Raw genomic sequence first — 24696 nt, 5'->3', positions numbered from 1 at the left:
GACTCGACTCATGACGGCAGCCGCATCGAATTCGACCGATCTCCCGGCGAGTCTGGTGGAGATGACCGCTGAGCACGTGCGCGCGCAGGTTCTCAGCGGCGCGTTGGCGCCGGGGGAGCGGGTAGGCGAGGAAGCCCTGTGCGCGCGGCTCGGGATCAGCCGGGCGCCGGTGCGGGAGGCGCTGCGGCGCCTGGCCGAGCAGGGTCTCGTCGAGCATCTGCCGCGGCGTGGGTATCGGGTCGTGGTGTGGTCGGCGCGCGACATCGTCGAGTTGTTCGAGGTGCGGCGGGCGCTGGAACAGCACGCGGTGACCGTCGCCCTCCCGAGTACGGACCTGCGGCTGGGGCGGGTGCGCGCGGCGCTCGCGGAACTGACCGCGGCGGACCGGCGCAAGGACTGGGTCGCCCGCGACGACGCCCACCGCCGCTTTCACGCCGAAATCGTCGCGCTGGCGGGCAATCGGCAACTGGACCTCGTGTACGAGCAGATCCTGGTGAAACTACAGCTCGCGATGGCACGCAATCTCCGTGAGGAAACCGAGGTGGGCGCCCGTCGCGAAGGTGTGCGCCGACATCAGGAACTGCTCGCCGCGCTGGAGACCAACGACCCGCTGCGGGCGGAGACCGCGCTCCGTCAGCACGGCGAGCAAACATACCTGAAACTCGGTATCTGCTAACACATCCGATACAGACCGATCCTCCCGCCGTCACACTTTCTGTCGACAATCGACAACATGACAGGCTCTACGGTCACCGAGATCCTCGCCCAGCACCAGGGCGGCAACGGCTCCCCGACCAGAACCGCGGCGCGAGTGGCCGACGCGATCGCCGCGCGCGGCGACGACGGCACCTGGATCACCCCGGTACCCCGTGACGAATTGCTCGCTGCCGCAGCGGCTATCGAACGCATGCCCGGTGCACGGACGCTGCCGCTGTACGGCGTTCCCTTCGGGGTGAAGGACAGTATCGACGTCGCCGGCTATCCGACAACGCTGGCCTGCCCCGACTACGCCTACCTCGCCACCCGCACCGCACCCGCCGTGCAGCGCCTGCTCGACGCGGGCGCGCTGTTCGTCGGCAAGACCAATCTCGACCAGTTCGCGACCGGCCTCAACGGCACCCGAACTCCGTACCCGGTGCCGCGCAGCGTCTTCGGCGGCGATCTGATCTCCGGCGGTTCCAGTTCTGGATCGGCGCTCGCGGTCGCCCTCGGCCAGGTGCCGTTCTGTGTGGCCACCGATACGGCGGGTTCGGGCCGCGTACCCGCCGCACTCAACGGCATCGTCGGCTGGAAGCCGTCGCGCGGCCTGATCAGCACCGTCGGGCTGGTGCCCGCGTGTAAGTCGCTGGACTGCCTCACCCTCATGGCGACCACTGTCGAGGACCTGGACCTGGTCGCCGAGGTGATCATGGCGGTCGATCACGAGGATCCGTGGACCCGCGCCAGAGGAGGACGATTCCCCGGTGGCCCGATCCGGCTCGGCCTACCGGCACCGCAGGAGCTCGAGTTCTTCGGCGACGACGCCATGCGCGCGGCACACCTCGGTACGCGAGACAGGTTGCCGGGTATGGGGTTCAGCTGCGTCGGCACGACACTCGCACCCTTCCTCGCCGCGGGCGCGCTGCTCTACCAAGGTCCGTGGGTCGCGGAACGTCTGGTCGAGTTCGACGGGTTCCTGACCGATAGGCCCGCCTCGATCCTGCCCGTGATCCGGGAAATCCTGGACAGTGGACGGCAATTCAGCGCCGTGGACGTGTTCCGCGCACAGCAACGTTTGCAGGAACTGCGCGCTGAGGTCGCCCGGATATGGGACGAGGTCGACGCGGTGGTGGTGCCGACCATCGGCACCACCTTCACGGTCCCCGAGGTGCTGGCCGACCCCATCGCGACCAACACCGTGCTCGGCCACTACACCCATTTCGGCAATCTCCTCGACCTGACCGCGATCGCGGTTCCCGGCGGCACCACCCGCGACGGCAGGCCGGTCTCGCTCATGGTGTTCGGCCCGGCACTCGCCGACGACCTCGTTCTCGCCGCCGCCGCACGGCTGCTGGACGAACCGCGCACCACCGCACTGCCCCACCACCTTGGCCCGGTATCCCTGCAGGAGCGACGATGACCGAAATCCCCGCCACCCCGAGCCCGTTCACCTTCGATCCCACCACGACCGCGCTCGTCATCATCGACATGCAGCGAGACTTCCTGCTCCCCGGTGGCTTCGGCGAAAGCCTCGGCAACGACGTGGCGCTGTTGCGCACCGTCATCGAACCTCTCACCGGTGTGCTCGCCTCGGCCAGGGCCGCGGGGATCACAGTGATCCACACCCGAGAGGGCCACCTGCCGGACCTGTCCGATTGCCCACCGTCGAAACTTCGGCGCGGCAACCCCTCGCAGCGCATCGGTGATCCGGGGCGATTCGGGCGCATCCTGATCCGCGGTGAGTACGGCCACGACATCATCGACGAACTGGCGCCGCTCGACGGCGAGACCGTCATCGACAAGCCGGGCAAAGGCGCGTTCTACGCGACCGAACTGGCCGCTGTGCTGCAACAGCATTCGATCACCACCCTGCTCGTCGCCGGCGTCACCACCGAGGTCTGCGTCCACACCACCGTCCGCGAGGCCAATGACCGCGGCTACGAATGCCTCGTGGTCGCGGACTGCGTCGGCTCCTATTTCCCCGAATTCCAGCGCGTCGGACTGGCGATGATCGCGGCTCAGGGCGCGATCTTCGGCTGGGTCGCCGGCTCCGCGGATGTCATCGCCGCACTCGGCACCACCGCCCCCGTCACGGCCTAGCGAACAGGATCCACCATGTCCGTCGACACCTCGAAAACAACAGTCACACCGGAACAACCTGCGCCACTAGCACTTCCGTGGTGGACCAGGGGAGATACCAACGCCTTCTTCGGGCTGGCGTTCAACATCCTGGTCAACGTCCTCACCCTGACCACACTCACCATCGCGGTGGTGAAGATTCCCAGCACCGATGTGCTCGGCACGGTGCTGCCCGCCCTCGGCGTCGCGCTCGTGCTGGGCAACTTGTACTACATGGTGCTGGCGAGGCGCCTGGCCCGCCGCGAAGGACGCGCCGATGTCACCGCACTGCCCTACGGGCCGAGCGTTCCGCACATGTTCATCGTCGTGTTCGTGGTGATGCTGCCGATCTACCTGGCCACCGGAGATCCCTTGCAGGCGTGGGCAGCCGGGCTGGCCTGGGCGTTCATGATCGGCGTGATCGTGATGATCGGCGCCTTCGTCGGCCCCTACATCCGCAAGGTCACCCCGCGTGCGGCGATGCTCGGCACCCTGGCCGGCATCTCGATCACCTTCATCGCCATGCGCCCCGCCGCGCAGATGTGGGAGGTGGCCTGGATCGGACTGCCGGTGCTGGCCATCATCCTGATCGGTTTCTTCACCGACATCAAGCTGCCGGGCAACATCCCGGTCGGGCTGGTCGCGCTGCTGGTCGGCACGGCGATCGGCTGGATCGGTGGGTACATGTCGGCACCCGATGTCGCCCAGGCCGCGCACGACATCGCGCTCGGGCTGCCCGACCTGCGCCTCGACCTGCTCTTCGACGGACTCGGCAACCTCGCTCCGCTGCTGGCCACCGCCATCCCGCTGGGCATCTACAACTTCACCGAAGCCATGAGCAACGTGGAAAGCGCCGCCGCCGCGGGCGACAACTACAACCTGCGCAGCGTGCTGCTGGCCGACGGTTTCGGTGCGGTGATCGGCGCGGGCTTCGGCTCGCCCTTCCCACCCGCCGTCTACATCGGTCACCCGGGTTGGAAGGACGCGGGCGGGCGCACGGGTTATTCCCTCGCCAGTGGCCTGACCATCGGCATCATGTGCCTGCTGGGGCTTTTCGGCATCCTCGCCACGCTGCTGCCCATCCCGGCGATCGTTCCGATCCTGCTCTACATCGGCCTGCTGATCGGCGCGCAAGCATTCCAGGCGGTGCCGCGGATCCACGCGGTGGCGGTCGTGGCCGCGCTGCTACCCAACCTGGCGGAGTGGGCCGTCACCCAGATCGACAACGCGCTGTCCGCAGCGGGAACATCGGCGGCGAAGGTCGGCTCGGACGCGCTCGGTCAAGCGGGCGTGGTCTATGACGGGCTGAAAGTGTTCGGGTCCGGTGCGGTACTGGCCGGTCTCGTGCTCGGTGCGATCGTCACGTTCATCCTCGACAAACGTTTCCGTGCGGCGGGAGTGGCGGCGATCATCGGCGCCGGATTGAGCTGGATCGGACTGATTCACGCGCACGCGGTCGAATGGGCCGCCGCGCCCGGTGTGGCACTCGGTTACTTGTTCTTCGCGCTCGTCTGCCTGGCGTACTCGCTGCTGCCGGCGACAACACCCGCTACCGAGGAGACGACCGGGTAAGCCGGTCGGCGCGACTCCCCAGAGTTCAGGAGTTCTTCGGCAGTGTCGCGAGGAAATCGCGGAAGTCGATGGCCAGGTGGCCCGTCAGGTGCGGGACCGCGTCGGTGACCTGCGCGAGGTCGCCCTGGGCGATCGCGGTGTAGGTGCTGACCCAGCCGTCGACTTCCCATTTCGGCGCGTTGTACTTCGCGCGGGAGGCGTAAGCCTCGTCGACGGTCTGCTCGACGTAGCGGAACGGTCGGTCGAGGACTTCGGTCATCTCGGCGGTGGCGGTGGTCAGGCTGAAAGCTCGCGGGCCGGTGAGGTCGAAGGTCGTGCCGTCGTGCGCGTCCGAACCGAGCACTACCGCAGCGCAATCCGCCACATCGGCGCGGGTGACCGCGGCGACTTCGCCGTCACCGGCCGGACCTTCGATCACCCCGTCGGCGTCGGCGAAATGCGGGATGATGTCCTGGTACTGGTTGTCGCGCAGGAAGGTGAACGCGAGGCCGGAGGCGCGGATGGCCTGTTCGGTGTACCAGTGGTCACGGCCGAACGTGAACGTGGCATCGGGCGCGGCCCCCACGAACGACAGATACACGATCCGTTGCACGCCCACGTCTTTCGCGGCGTTCACCACCGCCGTCTGCTGAGCCGCGCGGTCGGCGCTCTCGGTGGCTGAGACGAAGAAGAAGGTCTGCACGCCGTCGAGCGCGGCCGCCACGGTGGTCGGATCGCCGAAGTCGATGGTGGCCGTGGTGGCGCCGTCGATCGGCGCGATGTGCTCGACGTGGCGTCCCAGCAGTCGCAGGCGGGCGCCCGAGGGGGCGAGCAGACGGGCAACGCGGCCGCCGATTTGTCCGCTGGCCCCTGAAATCGCAATCGTCTCCGGCATCGGTCCAGGCTATGGGCCCCTCGCGGCGCGGTGGGCCGACACGCCCATCGGGTGGGTCGATGTGCGCGTCGATGCGCGAATCGCGCCGAGAGATGGTGGAATCGGCGCGTGCGCGTATCGAGTGCAATAGCCGCCTGTGTCGCCGTCGCGGCACTGATTCTGCCCGCGGGCCCGGCCGCGGGCGCGGCCGGGGACACGGCCTGTGGGTCCACCCTGTCCCAGACCGACATCGACGAGATCGTGCGGTTGTCGGACACGTCGGCGATCTCCGGCGCCGACAGCCTGGGCCGGCTCGAGGACGCGGTGGCCCGCCATCACCGGATCACCGAGATCCTCGTCGAGCATCGCGACCTACGCGGACTGTTCGCGATCGGGCTCGACGGCGTCGAATACGCCGCGGTGATGCCGATGCAGCGCGACCCGGCCGCGTTCGCGAACCGCGAGTACGCGCACGCCATCAGCTCGGAACTGCTGCGCCGATTTCTCGACAATCTGCATGCCGAATTCACCGGTGGCATCGCGGAACCACAATGGGCACACTATTTCGCACTCGCCCGCGACTGCGGGGCGTCGCGCGCCCGCACCGCCATGGCCGGCTACAACGCGCACCTCACCGTCGACCTGACCTACTCGGTGGCAGCCGTGGGCAGCAGGCCGGAGAACGCGCCGGACTACTTCAAGATCGTGGCCGGCATCGCCTCGGTCGGCGACGTGATCATCGACCGCACCAAGGCGGCCTACGGCGCCGACCTCGGCCCGCTGTGGCGGTTCTATTTCGTCGGTGAGGGATTGGACCAGCTGTTCGGCGCCGGCGTCGCCACCGAGCAGATGCTCATCGCCGCCGACCTCGGCGCGAACACGGTGATCTTCACCAACGGCCTCGCCCTGCAAGACCCCGCTCTCGCACCGGCCATCCGCACCGAGGTCACGGCCCTGTGGCAGGCCGCCGATCTGGCTTTCGAAGCACTGGCCCGAATCAACGCACTCTGAGCACGTCTGCGAAGCCGATTCGAGACGGCCCCGGCCTCGCGGTGGGTGACCGCGAGGCCGGGGCCGGGTTCGTTCTGATCAGCCTGCGGTCTTCTCCGAGCTGCGGATCTCGACGATCGGCAGGACCAGGGCGGCGGGTGCGCCCGCGGGCACGACCGGCTGGTTCGGGCGGACCGGGGCGATCTTGGTGTAGCCGGCGTTCTGGTCGGGGCGGGTGTCGAGTTCGCCCTTGTTCGGCCAGTAGGCGGCTGCGCGCTCGGCCTGGGCGGTGATGGTGAGCGACGGGTTCACGCCGAGGTTGGCCGACACCGCGGCGCCGTCGACGACGCTGAGCGTCGGGTAGCCGTACACGCGGTGGTAGGCGTCGATCACGCCGTGCTCACGGTCGGCGCCGATCGCCGCGCCGCCGAGGAAGTGCGCGGTCATCGGCACATTGAACACATCACCCCAGGTACCACCGGCGACGCCACCGATCTTCTCCGCGACCCGGCGGGTCACATCATTGCCCGCCGGGATCCAGGTCGGGTTCGGTTGTCCGTGGCCCTGTTTGGAGGTCAGCTTGTGGCCGCCGAACAGGCCGCGCTTGGTGTAGGTGGTGATCGAGTTGTCCAGGTGCTGCATGACGAGGGAGATGATCGTGCGCTCGCTCCAGTTCTTCACACTCATGAAGCGCAGGAAGATCAGGGGATTGGACAGCACGAGGCCCAGGAACCGCAGCCACCGCGGCACCCGCCCGCCGCCGTCGACCATGAGGGTTTGCAGCATGCCCATCGAGTTCGAGCCCTTGCCGTAGCGCACCGGCTCGACGTGGGTGTCGGGGGTGGGGTGGATCGACGAGGTGATCGCGACGCCCTTGGTGAAGTCCTGGTCGGGCCCGAGCGTCTTGGTCGCGGCACCGACGATCGACTCGGAGTTCGTACGGGTGAGCAGGCCGAGCTTGTCCGACAGGTTCGGCAGCGCACCTTCGTCGCGCATCGCGTGCAGCAACTTCTGAGTGCCGAGCGTGCCCGCCGCGAGCACGACATGCTTGGCGGTCAAGGTCTTGGGCGCCTTGCGCACCCAGGCGCCGGTGCGCTCGGTGGCCACATCCCAGGTGCCGTCGGGCAGCGGCCGCAGCGACGACACCGTGGTCATCGGAATGACCTGTGCACCGGCCTGTTCCGCGAGGTAGAGGTAGTTCTTCACCAGGGTGTTCTTGGCGCCGAACTTACAGCCGACCATGCAGTCGCCGCACTCCACGCAGCCGGTGCGCTCGGGGCCGACACCACCGAAGTAGGGGTCGGCCTCGGTCTTGCCGGGCGTACCGAAGAACACCCCGACGGGTGTCTGCACGAACGTCTCGCCCACACCCATGTCCTCGGCGACGGCCTTGAAGATCTCGTCGGCGGGAGTCATGTGGGGATTTGTCACCACACCGAGCATCTTCTTCGCTTGCTCGTAATAAGGGGTGAGCTCGCTGCGCCAGTCGGTGATCTCGCGCCACTGCGGGTCCTGGAAGAACGGCTCCGGCGGCACGTACAGGGTGTTGGCGTAGTTCAGCGAGCCACCGCCGACGCCGGCGCCGCCCAGGATCAGGACGTCGCGCAGCGGGTGGATGCGCTGGATGCCGTAGCAGCCGAGCTTGGGCGCCCACACGAATTTGCGCAGGTCCCAGCTGGTCTTGGGCAGTTCGTCATCGGCGAAGCGGCGACCGGCTTCGATGACGCCGACCTTGTAGCCCTTCTCCACCAGCCGCAGTGCGGTGACACTGCCACCGAAGCCGGAACCGACGATCAGAACGTCGAAATCGGTGGTGCGCTCGGGCATGGGGGAGCTCCTCGATCGGTGTCGACAGTGACGCGGGTAACGCTAATGGCGACAGCCAGAGCTGTCAACGTAGGCTCCGTGCCCACCTATGCTGGTCGGGTGGCCCGATACACCCGAGCGGAACTCGCCGACGTCAGCGGCGTGGCGTCGCGCACCATCCGCTATTACCACTCGCTCGGCGTGCTGCCGAAACCCGGCCGAGCGGGCAAGGAAGTCGTCTACACCGACGAGCACTTGGACCGGCTGCGCGACATCGTCGCCATGCAGGCACGCGGGCTGCGGCTGGACGCCATCCGCGAGGTGTTCGACACCGAGCCGCAGGCGGGCGACTGGCGCACGCTGTTCGATCCACGGGCGGGACAGTCCATCGAACGCTCGTCCTACCTCGACGATGCCGAACTCGCCGCGATGCTGGGGGAGCGTGGCACCGATGTGCTCACCGAACTCGCCGCGGCGGGGTATCTGGAACGCCGCGGCCACCGGTGGTTCGTCGCGGACCGCACGATGCTCAAGGCCGCACTCGTGCTCTACGACGTGGGTTTCGACGTCACGCTCAGCGGGGTCTTGCGGACGCTGATCCAGTCGCGCATCGCCGATCTCGCCGACGAGGTGGTCGGTACGGTGCGCGACGCGGCGGGCACCGGTTACGGCGGTGAAGGGGTGGCCGTGGATCTGAGCCGCTTCCGCGACCGATTGCTGGCGACGGCCTGGGCGGTCGGCGGCGCGACCCTGGCCGCCGAGATCGAACGCGCCGCCGCCGAGGACGACACGGCCGGACGCCGGGATCCGGCCCGTGCCGCGAGTGGGCGATGATCGGACGATGAGCTCCGATCAGCTGGGTCCGCGCGCACTGGCCCGCGCGCAGACGATCGCCGACATCAAACGCATCGGCCGCGAGCATTTGGCCACGCAGGGTGCGGCGGCGTTGTCGTTGCGCGCGGTTGCCCGCGATCTGGGCGTGGTGTCGTCGGCGGTGTACCGGTATGTCCGCAGCCGCGACGAACTGCTGACCATGCTGGTGGTCGACGGCTACAACGCGCTGGGCGACGCGGTCGACGCGGCCCTGCTCGACGCACCCGACGATCCCGCGACCCGCTTCCGGGTCGCTGCGCGAGCGGTGCGGGAGTGGGGGTTGGCCGAACCCGCCTGGTACGGCCTGCTCTTCGGCACCCCAGTCCCGGGCTATGCCGCACCGGCCGCCGACACGGAAGCGCCGGGCGTGCGCGTGATCGCGATTCTGCTGAACATCGTCGACAGCGCCTTCCGGCGGGGCCAGCTCGACGGCCCCGTGCTCGACCCCGCGATCTCCCCGCGTACGGCCGCCGATTTCGCGACGATCCGCGAGCAGTTCGGCCTCGCCGCCCCCGATCGGGTGATCGCGTCCGCCCTCACCGCGTGGACCACGCTCTTCGGTGCCGTGAACTTCGACGTGTTCGACATGTACGGGCGCGATACCTTCGCTGACCGGGCGGAGATCTTCGACCTGAACATCGACCAGCTCTTGCAACTGCTGGGCTTCGTCGTGCCGCGCCCGGATCAAGTGGACCGGTCGGTACGGTAGCGAATTGAAGAGTTCCCGCGGTATGTGGGGAGAGGGAATGTGTGAACGGCGACATCGGCGTCGCCAACGAAGGAGAGTGCCCGAGTGAATTCTCGCGAGGAGATCTTGCGCCGAGTCCGTGACGGGCTGCTCGACCTGCCCGAGGACGAGCGCCGGGTACCCATGCGTCGATCCGCGGGCAGGCACGCGATCGTGGATCCGACCGAACGGGCCGAGGTGCTCGAACGGTTCGTCGACCGATTGCGCGAGCACGGTTCGCTGGTGCGCACCGTCGATGTCGCGGGCCTGCCCGCCGCGGTCGCCGACGTCCTCTACGGCATGAGCGTGCAGACAGTGCTCGCCGCGGTCGAGCCGGGCCCGGCGTGGCTGGATCACTGGGCCGGCGCACCGGGCCATCAGGTCGTGCACAGCGGTTCGGATTCGGTCGAGTCCGGCGACGCGGTGGTTCGCGATGCGGTAGCGGGCGACGCGTCGACCGGTTCGCTGGCACTCGATGTCGATGGTGGACCCGCCGTCTCCGAGTCCGTACCCCAGGTCTGCGTCGTGCGCGCCGATCGTGTTTTCGTGTCTCTGCCCGAAGCGCTGGACCATCTCGATCAACGTCGCCCACTGATCTGGCTCGGTGGTCCCGGTGATGTCGAGCTGGCTCGTCAGTTGGTGGTGCTGCTCGTCGAATAGGCGGGGAGAAAACGTTATCGCGTCAGGGTTGTGTGGGACTGACAGTCTCAGTTATTCTCGGGTAACGGTGTGACGGCGATAACAGTGCCGTGCGCGCCGGACGCGAACCGAGGAGGCACCGATGACGCTGACCGAATCGAGCCGTGGCGGACCCATCACCGAGGAGTACCGAGAGGCGCTGGCAACCCTGTCACAGGGGTCTGTCGACCGTCATTTCGATCCCTACCTCGATATCGACTGGGATTCGCCCGAGCTCGCCCTTGACCCGAACGACGTGCGGTGGGTCCTCTCGCCGGAGATCGACCCGCTCGGCGCTACGCAGTGGTACCGCGATCAACCGCTGGACCGGCGCATCGCGATCGGCAAATGGCGCACAGCCAATTCGATCAAGGTCGGCGCCGCCTTCGAGAGCATCCTGATCCGCGGAATGATGCAATACATCATGAAGCTGCCGAACGGGTCGCCCGAGTTCCGGTACTGCCTGCACGAGATGACCGAAGAGTGCAACCACATCCAGATGTTCCAGGAGCTGGTCAACCGCATCGACGTCGACGTGCCCGGCATGCGGCCGCTGTTTCGCGCGTTGTCGCCGCTGATCGGTGTGGCTGGCGGCTACGCCCACACGATCCTGTTCATCGGCATCCTCGGCGGCGAGGAACCGATCGATCACTATCAGAAGGCCGTGATCCGCGCGGGCGCGACGATGCCGCCGATGGTGTTGCGCACCATGGAGATCCATATCGCCGAGGAAGCGCGTCACATCTCCTTCGCCGGTGACTTCCTCACCGCGCACATCGGGCGGATGGGCAAGTTCAATCGTGGCGTCTGCTCGGTGGCCTTCCCGATCGCGATGCGCTGGCTGGCCAACGAGATCATGGCGCCGCCGCGGTCGTTCGAGCGCGAGTTCGACATTCCACGCGAGGTCATCGAGCAGGCGTTCTGGAAGTCGGAGCATTCCCAGCAGATCCTGTCGGGCTACTTCGGCGATATGCGCAAACTGGCCAATGACCTCGGTCTGATGAACCCGACCGCGAAGTGGCTGTGGCGCAAGTTCGGTATCGACGGGCCGGCATCGCGCTACCGCAGCGAGCCGGAGCGAAGCGCGCGCCGCGTCGCGTGAGCGGATCCCGGCGGTGACTCAGTTGCCGGCGACCAGCTGGGTGATGATCTCGGTGAGCTGCTGATCGGGATCGAGGTTCAGGCCGTGGCGGCGGGCGACGCCGTCGACCACGTGCCAGGCGTAGGAGGCGACTTCCTCGATGAGCTGATCCCTGGTGAGGGCGGGCTCGGGGTCGTTGGCCCAGCGGGTGACGGTGGCCTCGGTCATCGACACGATGGCGAAGGTCATCGTGTCGGCCGAGGCCTCGTCGGTCACGCCGACCACCCCGGCCAGACCGGTGACCAGAGCCCGGGTCGATCCCGCGATGGTGGCGATCAGGGCGCTCATCGCGTCGATATCGGGATCGGCCTCCGACGGCCCGGTCCGCAGGAACTCGTGTAATCGGGGATGGTCCTGGATCCAGGTGACTACGCCGCCGATCGTGCGCACCAGGATTTCGTGGATGGAGCCCTCGGCGATGTCGAGCGCGTCCTCGATGTCGGCCACGAAACGGTCGGCGATCTCGCTCCTGATCCGGCGATCCAGCTCGTCGCGGCCGGCGAACTGCCGGTAGACCACCGATTTCGCGAGCCCCGCGTGCTCGGCGATCTGGATGATCGGCACCTCGACACCGGCGGGCGCCTGTTCGATCAGCTCGACCGCGGCCAGCACGATCCGCTCCCGGCGGCTGTCGTTGTGCGGCTGCCATCGGGCTTGCCTGCCGCTCACGGCGCTGGAGGGGCGTGACGCTGTGCTCGACACCCGCCCGAGTGTAGAGCAAACGTTGACGCTTCAAACCCTCACCGGGGGACCGACACCGGATCGGTGCAACTGGCGAGCCCGTCGACGAGCGAGCACGGAGCGACGGGGCGCGTCGGCCGGTAGTCGGGGCCGACGCCACCCGCCGTGGTGATCGCCCGGTAGGCCGCGACCGCGTCGGTCGGTGTGCGGGTCAGCGTCGGGTCGGTGAGCACGTCGACGGTGTAGAGGCCGAAACGGGGTGTGTAGGAGCCCCATTCGTAGTTGTCGGTCAGGCTCCAGTAGTTGTAGCCCATCAGCGGGATGCCGTCGGCGACGGCGCGCTGCAGCCAGTAGACGGTGTCGCGGAGCGAATCCGCGCGGGTGTAGCCGTCGGCGCGTGGCCGGCCGTTCTCGGTGGGGATGCCGTTCTCGACGATGTAGAGCGGGCGGCCGGGAAACTTCCGGGCATAGTGGTCGAGCGCGTAGTAGATGCCTTCGGGTTGCAGCGGAATCGTCCAGAGGCGGTCGGGATCGGGGACTTGCAGCTGCGTGGGGGAGAGGCCGTAGTAATAGTCGATGCCGATGTAGTCCAGGCGCGCGGAGATCCGGTCGAGCAGGGGCCCACTGACCGCGTCGTCGACAGCGGGGATGTAGGCGACGTTGCTGGTCACCTGTGCGCCGGGGTGTACGGCGTGGATGTAGTCGTAGATGCTGTTGTGGGCCTGGGTGATTCGTTCACCCATCGTCAGGACGTCGGCCGCGCCGATGCCGCCGTGGCGCAGATCGTTGACCAGATAGAACGTGGGCTCGTTGAAGGTCACCCACAGCGGATCGGCGCCGGCGTACCGGTCGACGACGCGGCGGGCGCTGGACAGCCAGTTCGTCACGATCTCGGGATCGCGCCAGCCGCCGCGGTCGGCCACCCAGCCCGGATACACCCAGTGGTCGAGGGTCAGCATCGGCCGCATTCCGGCCTCGGTGATCGCCGCGATGACGTCGTCGTAGAACGCGAGCGCCGCGTCGTCCCAGATTCCGGGTTGCGGTTGAACCCGGGCCCACTCGATACCGATGCGGTACACCCGCACACCGAGTTTCGCGGCAAGGTCGATGTCGGAGCGGTATCGAGCGCGAAAGTCCACCGAGTTCAGGTAGGGGTCGACCGTGCTCCCCGATTCGACATAGCGGCGCCAATTGCTGTCCGGCGCATCACCTTCGGCCTGAAAACCGGAAGCTGCCACGCCCCACAGGAATTCGGGTCCGAGGGGCGCCAAGTGGGCAGGTGCGGGTGGTCGAGCGAGAGCGGGGGAGGGGCCGGTCGCGAGCAGGGCCGAAGCGGCCACAGCGAATGTAGCGAGAATGCGTCGACCACTGGGGGAGGGCATGGCACTCCTGGCGGCTAGGGGAGGGGAGTGAGATCCAGTGTGCGACATCGAGGGGACTGTGCGGGGGAATTGAGGCGGAGCGGCGGGGCTGGAACTTGTCACAAGTACAACATGTAATTACGTAGATATGCGCATCTAAATATGTATTGCTCTCTTGGTTCCCGAACACCTACTCAACCCACGACATGTCCGTACCAAACGACGAACTCACCAGCAAGGACGGGGGAGGGCCTCCGCTAAATCGCCAGATCGACGGCTACGGCACGACCGGTGTCGAACCAGTACTCGTGCAGCCGCCGGATCTTCGCCCGTGAGGGCATACCGCGCAGGTGAAGCGCGCATTCGCCGAAGTCGACCAGCACCACGGTGTCGCACAGCAGAGCGCGCGCGGTGGCGAGTTCGGCCGGGTCGGTGATCTCCCTGGCAATCCCACTGTAGGTGCCGCCGGGCAGCTTCACGGTGACATGCGGATCGGCGCGGACATTGAGCAGCCAGGCATTGACCGCGCCGGGCTGCTGAACTGTCACGTGCGGCGGCATCAACTGGACCAGGTACGCGCGATCACCGTCGCGGAAGATCCGGACGCATTTCGGGCGCGGATGACCGGTCTTGCGCCCCGTGGTGGTCAGAATTCCGTACCCACGGGGTGTGCGGAGGCGGAAGAACGGCAGCATGCCCGCGCTGAGCAGCTTGCCGTCGCGAGGGCCGCGCACGAGCCGGCCGTGTTTGCTGATTTCGGCCTCCGCCGCGGTGCGCCGAGCGTCGTTTCGGGCCTCGTCCATGCCCCTATGGTCCGCTTGCGGCGATCGATCGTCCAGCACGCCGAGTGAGTTGGCTCTCAGCACACCGTCGTGAGTGGGCGAACCAGGTTCGCTCGAGCCAGGATTCGGGGATGGTTTGGAATCCCTTGCCGGGCTTTGCGCGCGTGTTCGCGTCGCAGCCCTGGGTGATGCGTGGCGCCGGCGTCGTTCTGCCGACCGAGCGGCTGTTGCGCAGGCTCAGCGGCGGTCGGTGGGGTGTGCTCGATCTGGCCGGGCTCCCGTCGATCGAGATCACGGTGGTCGGGCGCAAGTCGGGACAGCCGCGCACCACCTCGCTGCTGTGTGTGCCCGACGGCGACGGCTTCTATCTGGTGGGCTCGAACTGGGGTAAGCCGGAGCATCCGGCCTGGTCGGCGAACCTGCGTGCGGCCCGCACGGCATCGGCGCGCTTCGACGGCAGCTCCGCGTTCCCGGTGTCGGTCACCGAGATCACCGGTGTCGAGCGTAAGCGGGTGTGGGACCAGGCCGTGGAATTCTGGCCGGGCTACGAGATGGAGTTCCAGCGCTCGGGAGGTCGCGAGTTCCGCATCTTCCGGCTCGACCGGATCGCCTGATCAGCGGGCCTTGTCGGTAGATCGCGAAGTTCTCTTCCTCGGGAATCGGTGAGTAGCGTTTGCGGCGATTCAGAGGCCGAGTTTGGTGACAGCGTTGTCTTCGAGCGGATTCGCGGTGCGGATGTAGCCGTGGACGGTGCGGGGGTTGGCCCAGCGGCCCTGGCGCATGATCTCGCGGTCGCTGGCGCCGCCGAGGGCGGCCTGGGTGGCGAAGCCGGCGCGCAGGGAGTGCCCGGAGAACAGGTCGGGGTCGAGGCCCGCGCGGGCCGCGTAGCGCTTGACGAGTTCGGCGACGGCCCGGCCGGACAGCGCGGTGGCACCGATCGAGCCGTGCCGGTTGATGGTGGGGAACAGCGGGCGGTCCGTGTCGGTGCTGAGCCGGGTTCCGGTGAAGCCGTGGCAGCGGTGGATCGCGGTGTCGGCGGCGAGGTTGTTCGCCGTCCAGGATCGTGCGCCCTCGTCGCCGGCGTCGGCGTGGACTTCCAGCAGGCGGACCCAGTCGGCGAACGCGCAGATCGGGCAGGTGCGTGGGTGTTTGCCGCGAGGCAGGGCGATGCGCTGTTCGGCGATGCCGGTCGGGTCGGTCTTGGTTGTCGGCAGGTGCACGACGAGCAGCGGTTCGCCGGTGGTGTGGTCGGTGCGTACGTGCACGTCGCTGATGCGCAGGCCCGCCAGTTCGCTGCGGCGCAGCGCGCCGGCGAACCCGACCAGTAACGCCAGACCGTCTCGGCGGCGCGCGGGTTCGGTGGGCCAGGCGGGTGCGGGGAGTTCGGCGAGCAGCTGGTCGAGGGTGTGCAGCAACACCGGTCGTTTCCGGGTCGGCGGGGTGCGGCGGGTGCGGCGGATGCCGCGCAGGGTGAGTCGCACGACGTCGGAGCGGGTCGGTGAGGGGAGTCCGTTGGCGGCGTGGACTGCGGCGATGGCGGCGGACTTGCGATCCAGGGTGGCCGGGCTGAACGCCCACGTGCCGTTCTCTCGTCGGGCGTCGGCGGAGGCGGCCAGGTACACGGCTACGTCGAGTGGGTCGGCGGGCAGGGCCTGTCGGTGTTCGGCCGCGCACCAGCCCGCCCAGGCGATCCAGTCGGTCCGGTAGGCGCGCAGGGTGTTCGCCGATTGGGACGCTTCGAGGTAGCGGCGCAGTGCGCCTGCCTGGGTGTCGTCGAAGCGTTCGCGAACCAGGCGTAGAGCTGCGGTGTCGACGAGGACGCTGCGCACTCCGCGGCGCAGCTCGGTGCGGACTTGCTCGGGAAGTACGACCGATGCGTCGCTCAAGCTCGCCACTCCTCCGCGTGAATCGCCTCTGCCGCCGATGGTTGCCGGCGTCGCAGCTTATGTCATCGGCGTGCGGTCACGGCATCTCTTCGAGTTCGGCGAGCTGGGTGTGGATGAAGGCCGCGAGGCGGTGGCGGGCAGCGCCGGTGAGGAAGCTGGTGTCGCCCAGGCGCGGGAAGTGGTCGTCGACTGCTCCGGTCGGCGCCGCGGCCGTGTCAGGAGCTTCGCTGACCAGTTCGAGACGGGCCGGATGCTGTTGGGGCAGAGGAACATTCGGTTCGTACGGCTCTGAGGTTACTGCTCCGGTACGCACCATGGTCGAATCCTAACGTTTTGATTACGGCGGCCGCCAACATGACGTGGCATGTAGTGATTACCGCCACGTTTTGTTCCATATAGTTCATGACACCCGGCCCGGGCCTGCTCGAGCCGACATCATGGACCGATGCAGGTGGTCATCGCCGACACGGAAATCCGGTTCGCCGACTACCCTTTCGCGGGCGCGTCGGTGTATCCCGACGGTGTGATCGCGGCATCCGCGATCAGCGAAGCCGATCCGGGCGCGACACCTCCACACGTGCGTACCGCTGCCGGTGAGACGCTGTTCGTGCGCGCCGAGCACCGCCTCGCGCTCGACGATTTCTGCCGACGCAACGCGATTGCGGTGCATCGACGTCTCGATATCTGGGCTGATCTGCTCGAGCCGTTCCTCGACACCTGGTTCGATGCCGAGGACCAGCAGGCGACCGAAGCACGGTTGCACGGGGTGGGACTGGGGTCGAAGGAGATCGCCGAGATCCGCGGGCATGTCGAACGGGCCATGATGTCCTACAACTTCGACAGCATGCTGTGGGAGTGGGTCTATCTGGGCCTGTACGACCTGTTGTCCGCGGCGAACGGCGTTCTCGTGCGACCTGAATCGCAGGCGACGCTGGGAGATCCGGTAGAGCTGTACCACTGGGCGATGGGCATCGCCGGGCGAGCCCAATCCGCCTGAACGGCAAAAGTTGTCGGATCACGAGGCGCGTGCTTGCTGATCCGGGCGCGCGGTTGCCGCTACATATCCAGCCACCGGACTCAACCGCAACACCGAGGGCATGCGGCGGGTCAGCGCGGGCGGGCCGGTGAAGGTGATCCGCCCGGTGCGTTGCGCGTGGGTGAGCGGCATGCGCCCCAACCACACCTCGTAGAGTCCGGCGACGTCCGCGCTGATCGTGACGTCGACGGGATAGCCGGGATCGGTCTCACACACCGAGGGCACCGCGCCTTCGACCACGATCCAGAAGCGACGAACGTCGTCGGTGAACCGGACGTGCAGCACCTGCCGCCGCCCCGGCAGCATGGAGGTGTCGACGCGGGTGTGCATCCACCACACGAGCAGGGCGGCGTCGAGTTCTTCCTCCTGTGGCGCGCCGAAGGTCCAGCGTGCGCCCCATTCGCCGAGGCCGAACAGGATGGGCTCGAGCTGGCTGCCCGCTTCGGTGAGCAGGTGTTCGGTGCCGAGTTTCTCGATGAGTCCGGCGCGTTCGAACTGGCGCAGCCGTTTGGCGAGCAGGCTGCGCGACAGACCCGGTAGCCCGCGGGCGAGGTCGTTGAAGCGGGTGGTGCCGAGGAACAGGTCGCGCAGGATGAGCAACGACCACCGTTCGCCGAGCACGTCGAGAGCGCGCGAGATCGGGCAGTACTGGCCGTAGCCTGCGGTCGTGATGGTCATGGGCACCTCAGCGGTCGGCAATTGCTCCTCCGTCACACCGACGGGGTCCAGTTTCTGGACCGGGAGAGTCCACTTTCTGGACTATCTGGTTATCGCGGCGCTTCCTACCTTCGAAACATGACTTCCACAATTTCTGACACCACGTCCAGCACCGACCGGGTTTCGGTTGCCCGCGAGATCGGTGAAACCTTGCGTCTCGAGGTCCCTGAGCGGGACCGCACCGGCGAAATCTCGGTCGCCGCGTTCGATCGATTGCGGGCGAGCGGTCTGTCCGCGGCGCTCGTGCCGGTCGAGTTCGGCGGTGGGGGCGCCTCCCATCGGGAGATGGGGGAGATCCTGCGTGAACTCGGCAGGCACGATCCGTCGACGGCGGTCGCGTTCGCGATGCATTCGCACCTGGTGGCTGCGCAAGTGTGGCGGCACAACCATGGGGTGGACGCTTCGGCGGTGTTCGCGAAGGTGGCGGGCGGGGCGATTCTGGTCAGCACCGGTGCCTCGGATTGGGTCGATTCCAACGGTCAGGCCGTGCGCGTCGAGGGTGGGTACAGGGTGAGTGCGCGGAAGGCGCCCGCGAGTGGTTGTGAGGTGGGGGACGTGCTCGTCACCAGTGTCCGCTGCGACGGTGAGGTGCTGCATTTCGCGATCCCGTTGGCCGCCGAGGGCGTGAGCATCGACAAGACCTGGGATTCGTTCGGTTTGCGGGCGAGCGGGTCGCACACGGTCGTGCTCGACGAGGTGTTCGTGCCCGATGCCGCGATCTCGATGACCCGCCCGGCGGGTCCGTGGCCGCCGGTGCTGAATGTAGTGATCGGCGCGGCTCTTCCCTTGGTGCTGGCCGCCTATCTCGGTGTCGCGGACGCGGCTGTCGAGCTCACCGCGCGTCTGCTGGAAGGCCGTTCCGACGCCCACACTGTCCAGTCGGCCGGCGAAATGCTCAACGCCTACACCACCGCCGAGGACCTCGTGGCCGCCATGTTCACCGCTTCGGAGAACCTGAGTTTCCCCAACACCGACGCCTACGCCGCCCGCACCCTCAGCCGCAAAACCGTGGCGGCCGACGCGCTCATCACCACTGTCCGCCTGGCGATCGAAACCACCGGCGGCGCAGGCTATTCCCGTGCCTGCGACCTCGAGCGCCTCTACCGCGACATCCACGGCTGCCAATTCCACCCGCTGCCTCGCGCCAAGCAGACCCGCTTCAGCGGCCGAGTGCTGTTGGGGCACAGTCCACTCGACTGAGCGGCAGGGGGTCATCCACGCCGGGTGACCCCTTGTCTACTGGTACAGGTGGGCGGTGACGGTCGGGTCGTTGGCCAAGACGAAGTCGACGACATCCCAGAACTCCGGGAGGCGGGGGTGGGCCAAGCCGTCCGCGCGCGAGAGCACCACTCCGTGGACGTCGTCGGCGGATCCGTCCAGACAGGCTTGGACCAGGGTCGCCGCCGGGTACGGATTGTTCTGGACCGGGCCGACACGGCAACCGAAAGTCACATGATCGTCGGCGGATTCGGTGTCCCAGGTTCCCAGGATGACGTCGATCCAGGTGTCATGGGCTTGGTCGGTGTGGTGGTAGCTGTTGGCGAAGTACGCCGCGTAGGCGATTCCGTCGCGGGTGACCATGTTCCAGGTGCGCTCGATCGGCTCTTCGCAGCAGGGGCATTCGTACCGGGCGAACTGTCGTTCATCCAGATCCGCCGCGAGTTCGGTCGGATTCATGTCAGACCGCAGATCACCACGACCGGACGCCACTCCAGCATCCGGACCTCGGGTGTGCCGGCGAATTCTGTCGCCCTGACCCTCAATCGATCTTGGTTCACCGCCACATGATCCGCTACAGCGGTGAAAATCTCCTACTCGAGCGAACTTTCACGTGGTTCAATCACCGGCTGATGTCGTGACGACGTCTGTTCCAACCCGACGGGCGGTTCCGGAACGGAAGGACGACCATGATCGACAACGACCCGTCTACGGGGACCGGAGGGTTCGGCGAGATCCTCGTCAGCTCGCGCTCCCTGCACGAGTACCGGGCGATGTTCGCGCTCACCGACGACGATCTCGAGCGCCGAATTCTGGACTGCCCGGGCGGTGCGGCCGGATTCGCCGCCGAGGTCAGCCGACGCGGCGGTGATGTAACCGCCTGCGACGTAGCCTATTTCGACGGTGGCATCGACCGGGTGGCCGCGACTGCGGTCGCCGAAGCCGACCGCGGCAACAGATACGTCCGCGAGCACGCCGACGCCTACCGCTGGACCTTCTTCGCCGACCCCGACGAACACCACCGTGCCCGCCGCGAGTCAGCAGAACACTTCGCCACCCACTCCCGCACCTCGCCCCACCGCTACATCCCAGGCCGCCTGCCCACACTCCCGTTCGCCGACAACACCTTCGACCTGGCCCTGAGCTCCCATCTTCTCTTCAGCTACGCCGACGACCTCGACTACACCTTCCACCACCGATCCATCATCGAATTCGCACGCGTCGCCACCACCGAGATCCGCCTGTTTCCCTTGACGCCCATCGGTTCGTCGGAGCGGTACCCGCAGCTCGACCAGTTGCTCGCCGATCTGTCCGAATCGGGTATCAGCAGCCGGATCGCGGAGGTCGACTACGAATTTCAGGCGGGCGCCAACGAGATGCTGGTCTGCCAGGTGCCGAGGTAGTCGGCGGGCTCGTCGACGGCTGCGGAGTCATCGCTGTGTTGTGATGGCTTGCAGGACCGTGCCGAACAGGTCTGCGGGTACGACGCCGGGTTCGGTGAATTCCTCGATCGACAGCCCGCTGTTGAGTGCCAGCACCAGGACCGCGGTCGTGGCGGGGTCGACCTCGGTTCCGAGGTCCAGTCGCTGGACCGCCGCCGCGATCGCGGCGCGGACGGTACGGCGGTGCTGCACGAATCGCTCGCGGACCGACTCGTCTCGGAGAGCGCGCAGCCAGTATTCGGTGAACAGCAGCTGCCAGTCGCGGTTGTCGAGCATGCCCTGCATCAGCAGATCGCCGATCGCTGTGATCGTGGGTCGGGTGGCGGCGGCGTCGGCCAGCGCGGTGACCGCCTCGATCCGTCGACTGATCTGCTGGTCGAGCAGCGCGAAGAACAAGTCGTCTTTGGAACCGAAGTTGGAGTAGACGGCGCCTTTGGTGAATCCGGCGACGTCGGCGATCGCGTCGATCGTGGTGCCGACGAACCCTTTGCCTGCGAACTCGGACAGGGCCGCGGCCAGGACTCTCTCCCGTACTTCAGCGCGCGGGGTGCGGATTCGGGGGTTGACTGTGGTCACCATGCTGACGATACTCGCCAGTATCCAAATTTCAATACTCGCCAGTATCGAAGGGTTCTGATGTCGCACTATTCGCTCGTCATCCGCAACGGCACCGTGTTCGACGGTGCGGGGTCGGCACCCGTTCGCACTGATATCGGCGTGCGTGAAGGCAAGATCGTCGCGCTCGGGACCATCGAGTCGGGAACCGCCGAGCGCGAGATCGACGCCACCGGCAAATGGGTGATCCCCGGCATGCTCGATGTACACACCCACTACGACGCCGAGGTCCTGGGATCGCCGGGCCTGGGTGAGAGCGTGCGGCACGGGGTCACCTCGGTCGTGCTCGGCAATTGCTCGCTCTCGACGGTCTACGCCGGCGCCGACGACTGCGCCGACCTGTTCGCCCGCGTCGAGGCGTTGCCCTGGGACGCGGTGCATTCCGCGGTCAAGGAGCACAAGACCTGGACCGATCCCCAGTCCTACGTCGATGCCATCAACGCGCTGCCGCTCGGCTGCAATGTCGCCGGATTTCTCGGGCACTCCGATATCCGTGCCGCGGTCATGGGTTTGGATCGCGCGACTTCCCCCAGCGTCGTACCCACCGACGCCGAGCTGGCACGGATGAAATCAATGCTGACCGCCGCCCTCGATGCCGGATTCGTCGGTCTTTCCACGATCCGCAGCTCGTTCTCCAAGCTGGAGGGGACCCGATGGCCCGCACGGTTGCTGCCCTCGACCTATGCCAGCTGGCGCGAATTCGGTGCGCTCAACGCGCTGCTGCGCGCGCGTGGCCGAATCCATCAGAGCACACCCAATCTCGCCAAACGCTCGGAGATGGCACGCTACTTCGCCCAGAGCATGGGCCGAAAGCGCAAGCCGCTCAAGACCACCATCATCAGCGCCGCCGACGTCAAGGCCGACCGCACCGTGGTGCGCATGGCGATCGCCGCGGCGAAGATCGTCAACAAACTCGGCGGTGACGGGTTCCGCTGGCAGCACCTACCGGTCCCGTTCGAGGTCTACGCCGACGGTATCGACGTGGTCGTGTTCGAGGAATTCGGTGCCGGTGCAGCGGCTTTGAACATTCGTGATGTCATCGCCCGCGGCGAACTGCTGGACGATGAAACCTTCCGAGAGCGCTTCCGCAAGGAGATGACGGCGAGCGGCTTCAAGGTGTGGCATCGCGACCTGCACGATGCCGAGATCGTGGCCTGCCCCGACGTCTCGGTAGTGGGAAAGTCGTTCGGCTCGGTCGCGGTCGAGCGGGGCCTCTCCCCGGTCGACGCGCTGCTGGATCTGGCGGTGGCGTACGGCACGGACCTGCGCTGGCGCACCACCATCGCCAATGACCGCGACGACGTTCTCGATCGACTCCAGCAATCGGCCCAAGTGCAGGTCGGGTTCGCCGATTCCGGCGCCCACCTGCGCAATATGGCCTTCTACAACTTCGGGGTCCGGATGCTCGAGCGGGTACACACCCGCAAATTCATGCCTCTCGAGACCGCGGTGCATCGCCTCACCGGCGAGTTGGCCGACTGGTACGGGCTCGACGCCGGACACCTCGACCTCGGGTCGCGCGCTGATATCGCGATCATCGACCCCGCCGGCTTCGACGGTTCCAGTGCCGCCTACGCCGAATCGCCCATGCCCGGCCTCGACGGGGTCGACCGCATGGTCAACCGCAACGACCGCGCCGTCGCGGCCACGATCGTGGCCGGACACGTGCTCTACGAATACGGTGTTTTCGCCGAAGGATTCGGCACCACAGTGCACGCCGGGCAGTTCCTGCCGGCCGAGTAACAGCCCAAGCCCGGCCGCCTCTCCACCGGACGAGCCGCAACCAGCGCTGTTACTCGACGGCCACCATGTACGAGCCCATCATTCGTGCTTCAGCGCAGCGGCTCGTCCGGGTACCCGGTTCGCTGATTGTGGTGCTCCAGCAGCTTCGACAGCAGGCCGGTCAACTGCTGCCGTTCCGCGGGGGAGAGTGGGTCGAGGAGTTCTTCTTGGCTATGGGCGAGTTGCTTTTCCAGGCGGCGGAGTTGGCGTTTGCCCGGGGTGGTGAGGGTGATGACGTTGCGGCGGCGGTCGGTGGGGTCGGGGTCGCGGTCGACGAGGTCGTGGTCGGCGAGTTCGTTGATGGTGGCGACCATGTCGCTGACGTGGATGCCACTGCGGCGACCCAGGGTGGCTTGGCTGGCTGGGCCGAATTCGTCGAGGGTGGCCAGGATCCGGTAGTGGTAACCGCGGGCGTCGGCGGCCGCGAAACCATCGCTGACCAGGCGGTGGGCGTGGTTCGCTGTTTGGGTGAGTAGCCAGGTGGGCAGGTTTTTCCACCTGGCTGGGGACGGCTCGGGTGGGTGTTCCATGTGACAACTCTAACAAATCGTTTGTGCGACCAACGATCGTTATATCGTTGGTCGCACAAACATTAGTCGCCCGAACATTGGGCAGACGAAGGAGTTGAGAGCATGATCGAGCCGTTCCGCGTCGACATCCCCCAGGCCGATATCGACGACCTCAACGACCGCCTCGCCCGCACCCGCTGGCCCAACGAGCTCGCTGACGCCGGCTGGGACTACGGCTTCCCGCTGGCGCGGCTGAAGGCGCTCGCCGAATACTGGCGCACCGGCTACGACTGGCGAGCGCATGAGACGAAACTCAACGAACTCGCGCACTTCACCACCGAAATCGACGGCCAGAACATCCATTTCGTCCATGTCCGCTCGCCGAAGCCGGACGCGCTCGCCCTGATCCTCACCCACGGCTGGCCCGGCTCGTTTCTGGAATTCCTCGACGTGATCGAACCGCTGTCGCGCGACTTCCACCTGGTGATCCCGTCCATTCCGGGCTACGGCTTCTCCGGGCCGACCCACGAGCGCGGCTGGGACATCGTCCGAGTGGCACGCGCGTGGGCCGAGTTGATGCGGCGGCTGGGCTACGCGCGTTACGGCGCCCAAGGGGGTGACTTCGGCTCGGGCATCTCCCAGTCACTCGCAGCAGTGGCACCGGGCAACGTTGTCGGCGTCCACGTCAACTACCTGCCGACCCGCCCGAACCCGGACGTCGAACTCTCCGACGCCGACGAAGCACGACTCGACAAGATCAAACACTTGATGGCGAATCGACCGCCCTACCAGGCGCTCCAGGCCGTCACCCCGCAGACCATCGGCTACGCGCTCACCGACTCGCCCGTCGGCCAGCTCGCCTGGATCGCCGAACGTTTCGCGCAATGGACAGACCCACGCTCACCGATCAGCGACGACCGGATGCTCACCGACGTCTCCCTGTACTGGCTCACCGCCACCGCGGCGTCCTCGGCACGCCTGCACCGGGAATCGGCGCGGGGGAGCGAGCCGTGCCCGGTGCCTCTCGGCGTCGCCGTCTTCGCCCATGACATCACCCAGTCGGTGCGCCCGCTGGCCGAGCAGGTCTACGACATCAGGCACTGGTCGGAATTCGACCGGGGCGGTCACTTCGCCGCGATGGAGGTTCCCGACCTGCTCGCCGCCGATATCCGAGAGTTCTTCCTGAACGGCATCAAGGAGGGCTGACCTC

General features: G+C 67.2%; 26 protein-coding genes. 15 read left to right on the top strand and 11 right to left on the bottom strand.

Going from position 1 to position 24696, the window contains the following annotated elements:
• The first annotated feature begins 10 nt into the window (after positions 1-10).
• Genes ACWF99_RS02495 through ACWF99_RS02480 form a run of 4 tightly spaced genes read left to right on the top strand, consistent with a single transcriptional unit; the run spans position 11 to position 4389 of the window.
• On the top strand, positions 11-676 hold the full coding sequence (locus ACWF99_RS02495; protein WP_378663731.1) for a GntR family transcriptional regulator: 666 nt from the start codon (positions 11-13) through the stop codon (positions 674-676).
• Positions 677-733: 57 nt separating this feature from the next.
• Positions 734-2119 carry an allophanate hydrolase gene (locus ACWF99_RS02490; RefSeq protein ID WP_452534180.1) on the top strand — a complete coding sequence of 462 codons (1386 nt, stop codon included), beginning with the start codon at positions 734-736 and terminating at the stop codon, positions 2117-2119.
• A complete protein-coding gene (locus tag ACWF99_RS02485) occupies positions 2116-2799 on the top strand; it encodes a cysteine hydrolase family protein (RefSeq protein WP_452534178.1) in 684 nt (227 codons plus the stop codon). Before ACWF99_RS02490 ends, ACWF99_RS02485 begins: the two co-directional genes overlap by 4 nt.
• 15 nt (positions 2800-2814) lie before the next feature.
• Positions 2815-4389 (top strand): regulator, encoded by a 1575-nt coding sequence (locus tag ACWF99_RS02480; RefSeq protein ID WP_378629390.1) that lies wholly within the window; start codon positions 2815-2817, stop codon positions 4387-4389.
• A gap of 25 nt (positions 4390-4414) precedes the next feature.
• Here the strand turns inward: ACWF99_RS02480 and ACWF99_RS02475 are convergent, their stop codons facing one another.
• Positions 4415-5263 carry an SDR family oxidoreductase gene (locus ACWF99_RS02475; RefSeq protein WP_452534175.1) on the bottom strand — a complete coding sequence of 283 codons (849 nt, stop codon included), beginning with the start codon at positions 5261-5263 and terminating at the stop codon, positions 4415-4417.
• Between the two features lie 108 nt (positions 5264-5371).
• Here ACWF99_RS02475 and ACWF99_RS02470 point away from each other — a divergent pair, with 108 nt between their 5' ends.
• Complete coding sequence (locus ACWF99_RS02470) at positions 5372-6253, top strand: DUF5995 family protein (RefSeq protein ID WP_452534173.1); 882 nt, start codon at positions 5372-5374, stop codon at positions 6251-6253.
• A gap of 78 nt (positions 6254-6331) precedes the next feature.
• On the opposite strand, the gene ACWF99_RS02465 is transcribed toward ACWF99_RS02470, so the two are convergent.
• Positions 6332-8059, bottom strand: coding sequence for a GMC oxidoreductase (locus tag ACWF99_RS02465; protein ID WP_452534171.1), 1728 nt, complete (start codon positions 8057-8059; stop codon positions 6332-6334).
• 78 nt (positions 8060-8137) lie between these two features.
• On the opposite strand from ACWF99_RS02465, the gene ACWF99_RS02460 reads away from it, so the two are divergent.
• The 4 genes from ACWF99_RS02460 to ACWF99_RS02445 all read left to right on the top strand — a co-directional run bounded on the left by ACWF99_RS02460 (position 8138) and on the right by ACWF99_RS02445 (position 11418).
• Positions 8138-8872, top strand: coding sequence for a MerR family transcriptional regulator (locus ACWF99_RS02460; protein WP_378629381.1), 735 nt, complete (start codon positions 8138-8140; stop codon positions 8870-8872).
• Between the two features lie 7 nt (positions 8873-8879).
• Positions 8880-9620, top strand: a complete 741-nt coding sequence (locus ACWF99_RS02455; protein ID WP_452534169.1) for a TetR/AcrR family transcriptional regulator — start codon at positions 8880-8882, stop codon at positions 9618-9620.
• Between the two features lie 84 nt (positions 9621-9704).
• Positions 9705-10298 carry a hypothetical protein gene (locus tag ACWF99_RS02450; RefSeq protein WP_378629376.1) on the top strand — a complete coding sequence of 198 codons (594 nt, stop codon included), beginning with the start codon at positions 9705-9707 and terminating at the stop codon, positions 10296-10298.
• 121 nt (positions 10299-10419) lie between these two features.
• Positions 10420-11418: an AurF N-oxygenase family protein gene (locus tag ACWF99_RS02445; RefSeq protein ID WP_378629374.1), complete on the top strand. Its 999-nt coding sequence runs from the start codon at positions 10420-10422 to the stop codon at positions 11416-11418.
• Positions 11419-11436: 18 nt separating this feature from the next.
• Here ACWF99_RS02445 and ACWF99_RS02440 read toward each other — a convergent pair whose 3' ends face one another.
• The 3 genes from ACWF99_RS02440 to ACWF99_RS02430 all read right to left on the bottom strand — a co-directional run bounded on the left by ACWF99_RS02440 (position 11437) and on the right by ACWF99_RS02430 (position 14302).
• On the bottom strand, positions 11437-12159 hold the full coding sequence (locus tag ACWF99_RS02440) for a TetR/AcrR family transcriptional regulator (RefSeq protein WP_378652493.1): 723 nt from the start codon (positions 12157-12159) through the stop codon (positions 11437-11439).
• Positions 12160-12197: 38 nt separating this feature from the next.
• Positions 12198-13520 (bottom strand): family 1 glycosylhydrolase, encoded by a 1323-nt coding sequence (locus ACWF99_RS02435; RefSeq protein ID WP_452534166.1) that lies wholly within the window; start codon positions 13518-13520, stop codon positions 12198-12200.
• Positions 13521-13756: 236 nt separating this feature from the next.
• Positions 13757-14302, bottom strand: a complete 546-nt coding sequence (locus ACWF99_RS02430) for a nitroreductase/quinone reductase family protein (RefSeq protein WP_452534165.1) — start codon at positions 14300-14302, stop codon at positions 13757-13759.
• 110 nt (positions 14303-14412) lie between these two features.
• On the opposite strand from ACWF99_RS02430, the gene ACWF99_RS02425 reads away from it, so the two are divergent.
• Positions 14413-14895, top strand: coding sequence for a nitroreductase family deazaflavin-dependent oxidoreductase (locus ACWF99_RS02425; protein ID WP_378629363.1), 483 nt, complete (start codon positions 14413-14415; stop codon positions 14893-14895).
• 69 nt (positions 14896-14964) lie between these two features.
• Here ACWF99_RS02425 and ACWF99_RS02420 read toward each other — a convergent pair whose 3' ends face one another.
• Complete coding sequence (locus ACWF99_RS02420) at positions 14965-16167, bottom strand: site-specific integrase (protein ID WP_378629360.1); 1203 nt, start codon at positions 16165-16167, stop codon at positions 14965-14967.
• A gap of 76 nt (positions 16168-16243) precedes the next feature.
• Positions 16244-16483 carry a hypothetical protein gene (locus ACWF99_RS02415; protein ID WP_378629358.1) on the bottom strand — a complete coding sequence of 80 codons (240 nt, stop codon included), beginning with the start codon at positions 16481-16483 and terminating at the stop codon, positions 16244-16246.
• A 129-nt stretch (positions 16484-16612) separates the two neighbouring features.
• On the opposite strand from ACWF99_RS02415, the gene ACWF99_RS02410 reads away from it, so the two are divergent.
• A complete protein-coding gene (locus tag ACWF99_RS02410) occupies positions 16613-17164 on the top strand; it encodes a hypothetical protein (RefSeq protein WP_452534162.1) in 552 nt (183 codons plus the stop codon).
• Positions 17165-17182: 18 nt separating this feature from the next.
• On the opposite strand, the gene ACWF99_RS02405 is transcribed toward ACWF99_RS02410, so the two are convergent.
• Positions 17183-17881, bottom strand: a complete 699-nt coding sequence (locus ACWF99_RS02405) for a winged helix-turn-helix transcriptional regulator (RefSeq protein ID WP_378629354.1) — start codon at positions 17879-17881, stop codon at positions 17183-17185.
• Positions 17882-17998: 117 nt separating this feature from the next.
• Between ACWF99_RS02405 and ACWF99_RS02400 the strand changes: the two genes are divergently transcribed.
• A complete protein-coding gene (locus tag ACWF99_RS02400; protein ID WP_378652515.1) occupies positions 17999-19120 on the top strand; it encodes an acyl-CoA dehydrogenase family protein in 1122 nt (373 codons plus the stop codon).
• A 36-nt stretch (positions 19121-19156) separates the two neighbouring features.
• On the opposite strand, the gene ACWF99_RS02395 is transcribed toward ACWF99_RS02400, so the two are convergent.
• Positions 19157-19597 carry a hypothetical protein gene (locus tag ACWF99_RS02395; protein WP_378652518.1) on the bottom strand — a complete coding sequence of 147 codons (441 nt, stop codon included), beginning with the start codon at positions 19595-19597 and terminating at the stop codon, positions 19157-19159.
• 230 nt (positions 19598-19827) lie between these two features.
• On the opposite strand from ACWF99_RS02395, the gene ACWF99_RS02390 reads away from it, so the two are divergent.
• Positions 19828-20541, top strand: coding sequence for a hypothetical protein (locus ACWF99_RS02390; protein WP_452534159.1), 714 nt, complete (start codon positions 19828-19830; stop codon positions 20539-20541).
• A gap of 27 nt (positions 20542-20568) precedes the next feature.
• Here ACWF99_RS02390 and ACWF99_RS02385 read toward each other — a convergent pair whose 3' ends face one another.
• Positions 20569-21159 carry a TetR/AcrR family transcriptional regulator gene (locus ACWF99_RS02385; protein WP_452534157.1) on the bottom strand — a complete coding sequence of 197 codons (591 nt, stop codon included), beginning with the start codon at positions 21157-21159 and terminating at the stop codon, positions 20569-20571.
• 57 nt (positions 21160-21216) lie between these two features.
• On the opposite strand from ACWF99_RS02385, the gene ACWF99_RS02380 reads away from it, so the two are divergent.
• The gene (locus ACWF99_RS02380; RefSeq protein ID WP_452534155.1) at positions 21217-22938 is read left to right on the top strand and encodes an N-acyl-D-amino-acid deacylase family protein; all 1722 of its coding nucleotides are present in this window, start codon (positions 21217-21219) and stop codon (positions 22936-22938) included.
• Between the two features lie 89 nt (positions 22939-23027).
• Here ACWF99_RS02380 and ACWF99_RS02375 read toward each other — a convergent pair whose 3' ends face one another.
• Complete coding sequence (locus tag ACWF99_RS02375) at positions 23028-23507, bottom strand: MarR family winged helix-turn-helix transcriptional regulator (RefSeq protein WP_452534153.1); 480 nt, start codon at positions 23505-23507, stop codon at positions 23028-23030.
• A 102-nt stretch (positions 23508-23609) separates the two neighbouring features.
• Between ACWF99_RS02375 and ACWF99_RS02370 the strand changes: the two genes are divergently transcribed.
• The gene (locus tag ACWF99_RS02370; RefSeq protein ID WP_452534151.1) at positions 23610-24692 is read left to right on the top strand and encodes an epoxide hydrolase family protein; all 1083 of its coding nucleotides are present in this window, start codon (positions 23610-23612) and stop codon (positions 24690-24692) included.
• Positions 24693-24696 lie beyond the last annotated feature (4 nt).

Source organism: Nocardia sp. NPDC055002 (assembly GCF_053608825.1).
Note: the sequence above shows the minus strand (reverse complement) of the source record. Positions and strands in the feature narration are given on the sequence as shown.